Origin of the sequence: Streptomyces sp. NPDC086777, from assembly GCF_040702065.1 — a bacterium.
Classification (GTDB): Bacteria; Actinomycetota; Actinomycetes; order Streptomycetales; family Streptomycetaceae; genus Streptomyces.
Genome location: NZ_JBFBJI010000065.1, coordinates 23,632 through 33,060, shown reverse-complemented (window position 1 = coordinate 33,060; position 9,429 = coordinate 23,632). Strand labels below are relative to the sequence as shown.

Here is a 9,429-nt window from a genome sequence, read left to right as displayed (position 1 = left end):
AGGCCGACGCGCCGGTGGCGTTCATCTACGACGCCTCCCGCAACTACATCGAGCAGGGCACCGCGCCCCGTGCGGGGAACTGCCCGTGAGGTCGGTCTGGATCACACCGCCGGGACGCAGCGGCCTTCTTCCGTGCGGTAGGCCCACTTGGCACCGTCGGCGACCAGTTCCCTCACGGCGTTCGCGAAGCGCTCCACGTGCTCGTCCGGCGTCCCCGCCCCGAAGCTCACCCGGATGGCGTTGAGGGACTTCTCGCCCGGCGCCGCCTCCGGCGCCCCGCACTCGCCCTGGGTCTGCGGGTCGGTGCCCAGCAGGGTCCTGACCAGCGGGTGGGCGCAGAAGAGGCCGTCGCGGACGCCGATGCCGTACTCGGCGGAGAGGGCGGCGGCGAAGTGGGAGCTGTTCCAGCCCTCCACCACGAAGCTGATCACGCCGACCCGGGGGGCGTCGTCGCCGAAGAGCGAGAGCACCCGGACCTCGGGGACCTCGGCCAGCCCGGCCCGCACCTTCTCGATCAGGTACTGCTCGCGGGCGACCAGCGTGTCGAAGCCGGCCTCGGTGAGCGCCTTGCAGGCGGCGGCGATGGAGTAGGCGCCGATGACGTTGGGCGACCCTGCCTCGTGCCGCGCCGCGCTCTCGTGCCACTCCACGGCCACTCCCCCGTCCTCGCGCCGGGTGACCCTGCGGCTGGCGCCGCCGCCCGCGAGGTACGGCTCGGCCGCCTGCAGCCAGTCGGCGCGGCCGGCCAGCACGCCGGAGCCGAAGGGGGCGTAGAGCTTGTGGCCGGAGAAGGCGACCCAGTCGACGTCCAGGTCGCGGACGGAGACGGGGTGGTGCGGGGCCAGCTGCGCGGCGTCCAGGACGATCCGGGCGCCGTGCGCGTGCGCGGCGGCCGCGAGCTCCCGTACCGGCCACAGCTCGCCGGTGACGTTGGAGGCGCCGGTGACACAGACCAGGGCCGGGCCGTGGGGGTCGCGGTCGGCGAGGGCGCGTTCCAGGGTCTCGACGGCCTGGCGCGGGGTGCGGGGGGCGTCGAGGTAGGTGACGCGGGCGTCCTGCCAGGGCAGCAGGGAGGCGTGGTGCTCGGTCTCGAAGACGAAGACCTGGCAGCCGGCGGGGAGGGCGCGGGCCAGGAGGTTCAGGGAGTCCGTCGTCGAGCGGGTGAAGACCAGCTGGTCGTCGGGGCGGCAGTCGAGGAACTCGGCGACGGTCCGGCGGGCGTTCTCGAAGAGGTCGGTGGAGAGCTGGGAGAGGTAGCCGGCGCCGCGGTGGACGCTGCCGTAGTAGGGCGCATAGGCCGCGACGTCGTCCCAGACCCGCTGGAGGGCGGGGGCGCTGGCCGCGTAGTCGAGGGCGGCGTAGGTGACCTCGCCGCCGGTGACGAGCGGGACGGTGACATCCCGCCCCAGAACGGGCAGCGGGGCACAGACGGACTGGGCGGGGGCAGCGGTGGAGACGGACATGGGTGAACTCCCGTGTGAGCAGGTGAGATCCGCCGTGCGAGCGGACGCGCTCAAGCAGCGGCAGGGGAAAAGGGGGATGCGGAGGCGGGGCTCTGCGGCCCTATCGCATTCGCTTGCTCACGGGAGACTCCTCGACGACCAGGACCCCTGGTGTACGAGGGGTCCGCGCTTGCCGTGGACCTCGCTGCCCACGGCCTGGTCTTCACCCGGGGCACCCCGCCACGGACGGAGGGTTGCCGGACAGTCGGCCGGGGCCTCATGACTGTCACTCATGACCTGCGAAGAAACCTAGGTGAGGTGATCGCCGACGCGCAACTCCTGTCCGGATGACGGGACGAGCGCAGGCACGGCGCCGCACCGCCGGGGCGGCCGGTGTGGCTGTCCGCCGCTGACACGGAAAAACATGACCGGTCGGCGGAAGAGACCGGCAAGGCGCGACGGAAGGAGGAAGCGGCGGCGGGTCCTCCCGCGTGGCGTCGGGCACCGCCGCTCACACTCCTTCCGAACCCGGCGGCGATCAGCCGCGGCGGCGCGGTCCGGCGGTGCCGTGCCGCGCCGCGCCTCAGCCCTTCTGACCGCGCGGTGCCTGCCTGTTCGTCGCCGCTGCCCAGCGTTCCAGGACCCGCTTGGCCGCGCCCGAGTCGACCGACTCCCTCGCCTTGGCCATGGCCGCGCGGATCTGCTCGGCGAGTGTCCCGGTGCCCGGGTCCAGGGCCACCAGGGCCGCCGCCGAGTTCAGCAGCACCGCGTCCCGTACCGGGCCCTGCTCGCCGTCCAGCAGCCTGCGGGCGACCTCCGCGTTGTACGACGGGTCACCGCCCCGCAGCGCCGCCACGGGGACCAGGTCGATACCGACGTCACGGGGGTCGAAGGTCTCCTCCGTGACCTTGCCGTCGCGGACGATCCAGACCCGGGACGTGGCGGTCGTCGTCAGTTCGTCGAGGCCGTCGTCGCCGCGGAAGACGAGGGAGGAGTGGCCGCGTTCGGCGAAGACGCCCGCGACGACGGGAGCCATCCGGGGGTCGGCGACGCCGACCGCCTGGGCGCGGACCCGTGCCGGGTTGGTCAGCGGGCCGAGGATGTTGAAGACCGTGCGGATGCCCAGCTGGCCGCGGGCGGCACCCGCGTACCGGAGCGCCGGGTGGAACTTGATCGCGAAGCAGAAGGTGATACCGGCCTCCTCGGCGACCTCGGCGACCCGCCGCGGGGTCAGGTCGAGGTTGACGCCGAGCTTCTCCAGGACGTCGGAGGCCCCGGACGCGGAGGAGGCCGCCCGGTTGCCGTGCTTGACGACCTTCGCGCCGGTGCCGGCCACCACGAGCGCCGACATCGTGGAGATGTTCACCGTCTTCGCGCCGTCGCCGCCGGTGCCGACGATGTCGACGGTGCGCCCCGGCACCTCGATGACGTTGGCGTGCTCGTACATCGCGCTGACGAGGCCGTTGATCTCCTCGACGGTCTCGCCCTTGGCCCGCAGGGCGACGACGAAGCCCGCGATCTGGGCGTCGGTGGCCTGGCCGCGCATGATCTGGTCCATCGCCCAGGCGGTCGCGTCGGAGCTCTGGTCCTGGCCGTACAGCAGCGCGTTCAGTACCCCGGGCCAGGAACGGCCCGCCGCGGTGTCGCCTCCAGCGGGGGTCACAGCGCTCATAGGGCCGCTCCTGATCGTCGTACGGGGGGAAAGAGGTTCTCGGACCCACCCTATCCAGCCCGGAGCACGGCGAAGGGCCCCCGTCCGTACACCGGACGGGGGCCCTTCGACCGTGGCGTGGCGACGCGGTCGATCAGTGGTGGCCGTGGCCGCTCGTGATCTCCTTGTACTCCTCGACAGTCGGCTTCGGGATCTGGTTGTCCTCGCCGTAGTAGGCGTTGCTCAGCTTGGCGCGGAGCTTCTCGGAGCCCTTGATCTTGCGCTCGACACCGTTCTCGTCGACCGCCGGGCCGACCTGGGCCGGCTCGTACTGGTGGTGCGCCGTGAGGGTGTGCAGCTGCTCCTGCGAGAGCGGCTCGTGGACCTCGATGAACTCACCGTGCGGCAGCCGCTTGATGATGCCGGTCTCGCGGCCGTGCAGCACCTTCTCGCGGTCCCGGCGCTGCAGGCCCATGCAGATCCGCTTGGTGGCGATGAACGCGATCACCGGTCCGGCGAAGAAGAAGATCCGGACGAACCAGGTCACGTCGTTGATCGACAGGTGGAAGTGGGTGGCGATGAGGTCGTTGCCACCACCGATCAGACCCACCATGTACACCGTCACCCAGGCGACACCGAAGGCGGTGCGGGTCGGGGCGTTGCGCGGGCGGTCCAGGATGTGGTGCTCGCTCTTGTCGCCGGTGACCCAGGACTCGATGAACGGGTAGACCGCGATCGCGCCCAGGACCAGGCCGAACAGGACCAGCGGGATGAAGACGCCCAGGACCAGGGTGTGGCCCCAGAAGTTGATCTCCCAGCCGGGCATGTAGCGGATGAGGCCCTCGGCGAAGCCCATGTACCAGTCGGGCTGGGCGCCGGTGGACACCTGGTCCGGACGGTAGGGGCCCATCGCCCAGATCGGGTTGATCTGGGTGGTCGCCGCGATGGCCGCGATGACACCGAAGACCAGGAAGAAGAAGCCTCCGGCCTTGGCCATGTAGACCGGCAGCAGCGGCATGCCGACGACGTTCTTCTCGGACTTTCCGGGACCCGCGAACTGCGTGTGCTTGTGGTAGAAGACCAGGATCAGGTGGCCCACCATCAGGCCGAGCATGATGCCCGGCAGCAGCAGGATGTGGATCGAGTAGAACCGCCCCACGAAGTCGTGGCCGGGGAACTCGCCGCCGAAGAGGAAGTACGAGATGTACGTGCCGACGATCGGCATCGACAGGATGGCGCCCTCGGTGAAGCGGACACCGGTGCCGGAGAGCAGGTCGTCCGGGAGCGAGTAACCGGTGAAGCCGGTGAACATGCCCAGGACGAACAGCAGGAAGCCGAACAGCCAGTTGATCTCACGCGGCTTGCGGAACGCGCCGGTGAAGAACACGCGCATCATGTGCACGAACATGCCGGCGAGGAAGATCAGCGCGGCCCAGTGGTGGATCTGCCGGATGAGCAGACCACCGCGCACGTCGAAGGAGATGTGCAGGGTCGAGCTGAACGCCTCGGACATCATCTGTCCCTGGAGCGGGACGTAGCTGCCGTGGTACACCACCTCGTTCATCGACGGGTGGAAGAACAGCGTCAGGTACACACCCGTGAGGATGATGATGATGAAGCTGTACATGCACACTTCGCCCAACATGAACGACCAGTGGTCGGGGAAGATCTTGCGCATGTTGGACTTGGCCAGGGAGTAGATCCCGAGCCGTCCGTCGGCCCAGTCGGCGACGCGCTCGCCGGCCGGTGCCTTCCCGCGCTCGGCGCGGGACTCGGAGTTCTCGTTGATGCTCATCCGCGCTCCCAGAAGGCAGGACCGACGGGCTCGTCGAAGTCGCCGAGCGCCTGGAGGTAGCCCTCCTCGCTCACGCCGATGCGCAGCTGCGGCAGGGCGTGACCGGCCGGGCCGAAGATCACTCGGGCTCCGTCGGAGAGGTCGAAGGTGGACTGGTGGCACGGGCAGAGCACGTGGTGGGTCTGCTGCTCGTACAGCGAGATCGGGCAGCCCACGTGGGTGCAGATCTTCGAGAAGGCGACGATGCCCTCGTGCGACCACTCCAGCTCGCGCTTGTCCTTGATGTTGTCCGGCTGCAGCCGGATGATCATCAGGGCCGCCTTCGCCATCACGTTCTGGAAGTCCTCCTGGGACTCCTCGACGCCCTCGGGCTTGGCGAAGGTCAGCGAGCCGACGGCGACGTCGGAGGGACGCAGCGGCTCGTTGGTGTTCATGTTGACGAGCAGCTTGCCCTTCGACCACGCCGTGTGGCGCAGCGAGGTGCCGGGCAGCGGGCCGAGGTCGCGCAGCAGCACGACGCCGGAGAGCGGGACCAGGGTCAGCGCGCCGAACATGGTGGTGCGGATCAGCTTGCGCCGGCCGATCGCCGATTCCTTCGCGCCCTGCTTGAAGTCGGCCAGGACCTTGGCCTTGACCTCCGGCGGGGCCGAGATGGCGTGGCGCTCGTCGGCGACCTCCACGTCGGACATCAGGGTGCGGGCCCAGTGGACCGCGCCCGCGCCGATGCAGAACAGCGCGGCGCCGAGGGTGAGGCCCAGGGCGAAGTTCAGCGCGCTGATGTGACCGATCGGGAAGACGAAGATCGACTTGTCTTTGGGGATCGTCACGTAGGAGGCGATGAAGCCGACGGTGGCCAGCATCGACACCGTGAACAGCATGGCCACGACGCGCTCGGACCGCTTGGCGGCCCGCTCGTCGATGTCCTGGATCCGGTGCTCGTGCGGCGGCAGACCCGGGTCCGAGAAGGGGTCCTTCTCGTCCGCGACGCTCACGGCGCCGTGCGCGTGGTGGTCCTGCTCAGCAGGCAGGTTCTCTTCTGGAATGTCTTGGCTACTCATGACTTCTTGGCCTTTGCGGTCCGAGCGGCGACCCAGACGGCGACCGCGATCAGTGCACCGAGACCGAAGATCCAGGCGAACAGACCCTCGCTGACCGGCCCGAGGCCGCCCAGGTTGAGACCGCCGGGGTTCTCCGTGTTGCTGCTGTTGACCGCGTTCAGGTACGCGATGATGTCCTTCTTGTTCTTCTCCGTCAGCGTGGTGTCGGGGAAGGACGGCATGTTCTGCGGGCCCGTCTGCATGGCCTCGTAGATGTGCTTCGGTGCGACGCCCTCAAGGCTCGGGGCGAACTTGCCCTTGGTCAGCGCACCGCCCGAGCCCACGAAGTTGTGGCACTGCGCGCAGTTGGTGCGGAAGAGCTCGCCACCCTTGGCGATGTCGGCACCGTCCGGGCCGTACTGCTCCGAGGTCGGGACCTCGGGACCGGCGCCCAGCGAGGCGACGTACGCCGCGAGCTGGTCGATCTGGGCCTGGGTGTAGATGTTCTTCTTCTTGACGACCTGCGGGCCCTGCGAGGTGGCGGCCGGCATACGGCCGGTGCCGACCTGGAAGTCGACGGCCGCGGCGCCCACGCCCACCAGGCTGGGGCCGTCGGACGAACCCTGACCGCCGGTGCCGTGGCAGCTGGCGCAACCGACCGAGTAGAGCTTCTTGCCCTCCTCGATGGTCAGGGACTGGGATGTTTCATCGGCCTGCGCCTTGCCCGCGGGTGCGAACGCGGCGTACAGCCCCCCTGTGCATGCCAGCGCGAGGAGTAGGACGACGACCGCCGCCAACGGATGGCGTCGTCGTGCGGAGAGCTTTTTCACGGATTACCCCGGTGTCAGGATCTTCTGCGTCGATGCTTCTGGAAAGTGCGCTTCTACGGCGCGCGTGGTGCCGGCCCGGCTACTTGATCAGGTAGATCGTGGCGAAGAGGCCGATCCAGACGACATCGACGAAGTGCCAGTAGTAGGACACGACGATGGCCGCGGTCGCCTGCTCGTGCGTGAACCTCTTCGCCGCGTAGGTACGCCCCAGGACGAACAGGAAGGCGATGAGGCCGCCCGTCACGTGCATGCCGTGGAACCCGGTGGTCAGGTAGAACACCGAACCGTACGGGTCGGAGGAGAGCGAGATGCCGTCCTCCTTGACCAGGTTCGTGTACTCGAAGATCTGACCGCCGATGAAGATCGCACCCATGATGAAGGTGACGATGAACCAGCCCCGGAGCTTCTTCACGTCCCCGCGCTCCGCGGCGAACACGCCGAGCTGGCAGGTGAGGGAGGAGAGCACCAGGATCGTGGTGTTGGTCGCCGAGAAGGGGATGTCGAGGTGACTCGCCATCTCCTTCCAGTGAGCCTCGCCGGTCACCGATCGCAGGGTGAAGTACATCGCGAAGAGGGCCGCGAAGAACATCAGCTCGGAACTCAGCCAGATGATGGTTCCGACGCTGGTGAGGTTCGGCCTGTTGACCGACGGGTGCGCGTGCCCGGTATCTACTGTCGTTGCTGTCGCCACGACCGACATTATGTCGGTCGCTTATCTCGCGCTCACTCCGGGGGGTGCCGTTCGGAGTGTCCGCCCCCTGTGTAGTGCCCGGATGGCCCATCGAAGCGGTGTTCCAACAGGTGTTGACGAGGTGTTCAGGGGAGTAGCATCCGGCGCATCGGTCCTGTCCGTACGACGCTGACGTCTCGGAGGAACAATGCAGCCGACCGCCACGGTGCTGGTCTACAGCGACGATTCCAACACCCGCGAGCAGGTGCGGCTCGCCGCCGGCCGGCGGCCGGCTCCCGATGTGCCGTTCGTCGAGTTCGTGGAGTGCGCCACGCCCGCGGCGGTCCTCGCCGAGCTGGACAGGGGCGGCATCGACGTGTGTGTCCTGGACGGCGAGGCCGTGCCGATGGGGGGCATGGGCATGTGCCGGCAGATCAAGGACGAGGTGTTCAACTGCCCGCCGGTGCTGCTGCTCATCGGGCGGCCGCAGGACGCGTGGCTGGCCACGTGGAGCCGGGCGGACGCGGCTGTGACGCTGCCTGTGGAGCCGGTGGAGTTCGCGGGCGCCCTGGCGTCGCTGCTGCGGCAGAAGAGGCTGCAGAGCGCCTAGGGGACGGCGGGGCGCGGCTCTCGCGCGCGGCTGCGGCCCGGTCGGGGCCGTTCGCGCCCACGCGGCGGTAGCCGCATGTCGGCTACCGCCCCGCGCCCCCTTGGGGCGCGTCACACTGACGTCGGCTGCAGACGTGCCGCGTCCTGCGGGTTCTGGCCGTCCGGGGTGCTGTCGGCGAGGGCGCTGCCCTTGCGCCAGTTCTGCCAGGTGAGATTCCAGTCACCGAAACCGTTGCCGAAGTTCTCCATCGTCTTGCCGTTGGAGTTGACGACCTTCACCAGGTCGCCCGGGTGGAAGGTGTCGAAGAACCACTCGGCGTTCGAGGTGCTCATGCCGGTGCAGCCGTGGCTGACGTTCTCGTACCCCTGGGAGCCCACCGACCAGGGCGCGGCGTGCACGTACTCGCCCGACCAGGTGACGCGGGTGGCGTAGTAGACCGGCAGGTCGTACGAGTCCGAGGTGCCCTCGGCGATGCCGACCGTGGTGCCGCGCATGCGTACGAAGTACTGCTTCTCCAGGACGACCTTGACGCCGTTGCGGGTCTCGAAGCCCGGTTTGCCGGTGGTGATGGGGATCTGGTTGATGGCCTTGTCGTCCTTGTAGACCGTCATCTGGTGGGCGGCGGCGTCCGTGACGGCGAGCAGCTTGGCACCCGTGGTGATCTTGAGCGGGGTGGCCGGGCCGCCCCACAGGCGGTCGCTGATCCGGATGCCGTCCAGGTTGCTGTGCACCTGGATGGTGGCGTGGGCGGGCCAGTACTCCTTGGGCCGGTAGTGGAGTTCCTTGTCGCTCACCCAGTACCAGGAGCCCGCCGCGGCCGGTACGGAATCGACCCTGAGGGCGCGCTCGACAATGGCGCGCTGGACCTTGTCCTTGATGCCGTGGTCGAGTTGGGCGGTGACCGGCTGGCCCACGCCGTACTCGCCGGCCTTGGGGCCGAAGGTGATCTTCAGCCGTTGCCGGGTGGTGGGTGTGCTGGTGTCGAAGGCGAGGGTCTTGCGGCCGGGTGCGCCGTTCTGGTCCTCGGTGCTGACCTGGACCGTGTAGTGGGCGTTGGCGGCCAGCGGGGAGGTGCTGTGCCAGCGGCGGCCGTCGGCGTCGAGTTCGCCCGCCACGAAGCGGCCGGTGGCGTCCTGGGCCGTGACGTCCGTGATGCGGTCCTCGTCGCTCTTGGCGACGACCTCCAGGGGCTTGTCGGGGTCGGCCCGCTTCCCCGTCCCGGTGGGCGTGTTGAAGGAGATCTGGTCCGCCGCGTCGTACGGCTTGTCCGCGAGGGGGTTGCCGTCCGAACCGCAGGCGGTGACGCCCGCTCCGAAGGCGATCACCAGCAGGGCGCAGCTGACGACGGTACGGGCGCACGGAGAGTGACTCATACTGTCACGCTATGAGATGTT

General features: G+C 69.1%; 8 protein-coding genes and 1 riboswitch. Of the genes, 1 reads left to right on the top strand and 7 read right to left on the bottom strand.

Features of this window, described 5'->3' with window-relative positions:
• Positions 1-101 precede the first annotated feature (101 nt).
• The 6 genes from AB0472_RS44195 to AB0472_RS44170 all read right to left on the bottom strand — a co-directional run bounded on the left by AB0472_RS44195 (position 102) and on the right by AB0472_RS44170 (position 7,455).
• Positions 102-1,463 carry an aminotransferase class V-fold PLP-dependent enzyme gene (locus AB0472_RS44195; RefSeq protein ID WP_366365180.1) on the bottom strand — a complete coding sequence of 454 codons (1,362 nt, stop codon included), beginning with the start codon at positions 1,461-1,463 and terminating at the stop codon, positions 102-104.
• Between the two features lie 160 nt (positions 1,464-1,623).
• Positions 1,624-1,740, bottom strand: a riboswitch (SAM riboswitch).
• Between the two features lie 285 nt (positions 1,741-2,025).
• The gene (gene trpD / locus AB0472_RS44190) at positions 2,026-3,114 is read right to left on the bottom strand and encodes an anthranilate phosphoribosyltransferase (RefSeq protein WP_366365179.1); all 1,089 of its coding nucleotides are present in this window, start codon (positions 3,112-3,114) and stop codon (positions 2,026-2,028) included.
• Positions 3,115-3,247: 133 nt separating this feature from the next.
• Positions 3,248-4,888 (bottom strand): cytochrome bc complex cytochrome b subunit, encoded by a 1,641-nt coding sequence (locus AB0472_RS44185; protein WP_366365178.1) that lies wholly within the window; start codon positions 4,886-4,888, stop codon positions 3,248-3,250.
• Positions 4,885-5,946 (bottom strand): Rieske 2Fe-2S domain-containing protein, encoded by a 1,062-nt coding sequence (locus AB0472_RS44180; protein WP_351954528.1) that lies wholly within the window; start codon positions 5,944-5,946, stop codon positions 4,885-4,887. Before AB0472_RS44180 ends, AB0472_RS44185 begins: the two co-directional genes overlap by 4 nt.
• Positions 5,943-6,755, bottom strand: a complete 813-nt coding sequence (locus tag AB0472_RS44175; RefSeq protein ID WP_366365177.1) for a cytochrome c — start codon at positions 6,753-6,755, stop codon at positions 5,943-5,945. Before AB0472_RS44175 ends, AB0472_RS44180 begins: the two co-directional genes overlap by 4 nt.
• A 79-nt stretch (positions 6,756-6,834) precedes the next feature.
• Positions 6,835-7,455, bottom strand: a complete 621-nt coding sequence (locus AB0472_RS44170; protein WP_366365175.1) for a heme-copper oxidase subunit III — start codon at positions 7,453-7,455, stop codon at positions 6,835-6,837.
• A 178-nt stretch (positions 7,456-7,633) separates the two neighbouring features.
• On the opposite strand from AB0472_RS44170, the gene AB0472_RS44165 reads away from it, so the two are divergent.
• Positions 7,634-8,035, top strand: coding sequence for a hypothetical protein (locus tag AB0472_RS44165; protein WP_366365173.1), 402 nt, complete (start codon positions 7,634-7,636; stop codon positions 8,033-8,035).
• A gap of 110 nt (positions 8,036-8,145) precedes the next feature.
• On the opposite strand, the gene AB0472_RS44160 is transcribed toward AB0472_RS44165, so the two are convergent.
• Positions 8,146-9,408 carry an Ig-like domain-containing protein gene (locus AB0472_RS44160; protein WP_366365171.1) on the bottom strand — a complete coding sequence of 421 codons (1,263 nt, stop codon included), beginning with the start codon at positions 9,406-9,408 and terminating at the stop codon, positions 8,146-8,148.
• Positions 9,409-9,429 lie beyond the last annotated feature (21 nt).

Bases quoted from the DNA above. Each gene is read 5' to 3' on its own strand.
- AB0472_RS44160 (WP_366365171.1), bottom strand. From the start codon at position 9,408: ATGAGTCACTCTCCGTGCGCCCGTACCGTCGTCAGCTGCGCCCTGCTG.
- AB0472_RS44170 (WP_366365175.1), bottom strand. From the start codon at position 7,455: ATGTCGGTCGTGGCGACAGCAACGACAGTAGATACCGGGCACGCGCAC.
- AB0472_RS44180 (WP_351954528.1), bottom strand. From the start codon at position 5,946: ATGAGTAGCCAAGACATTCCAGAAGAGAACCTGCCTGCTGAGCAGGAC.
- AB0472_RS44165 (WP_366365173.1), top strand. From the start codon at position 7,634: ATGCAGCCGACCGCCACGGTGCTGGTCTACAGCGACGATTCCAACACC.
- trpD (WP_366365179.1), bottom strand. From the start codon at position 3,114: ATGAGCGCTGTGACCCCCGCTGGAGGCGACACCGCGGCGGGCCGTTCC.
- AB0472_RS44185 (WP_366365178.1), bottom strand. From the start codon at position 4,888: ATGAGCATCAACGAGAACTCCGAGTCCCGCGCCGAGCGCGGGAAGGCA.
- AB0472_RS44195 (WP_366365180.1), bottom strand. From the start codon at position 1,463: ATGTCCGTCTCCACCGCTGCCCCCGCCCAGTCCGTCTGTGCCCCGCTG.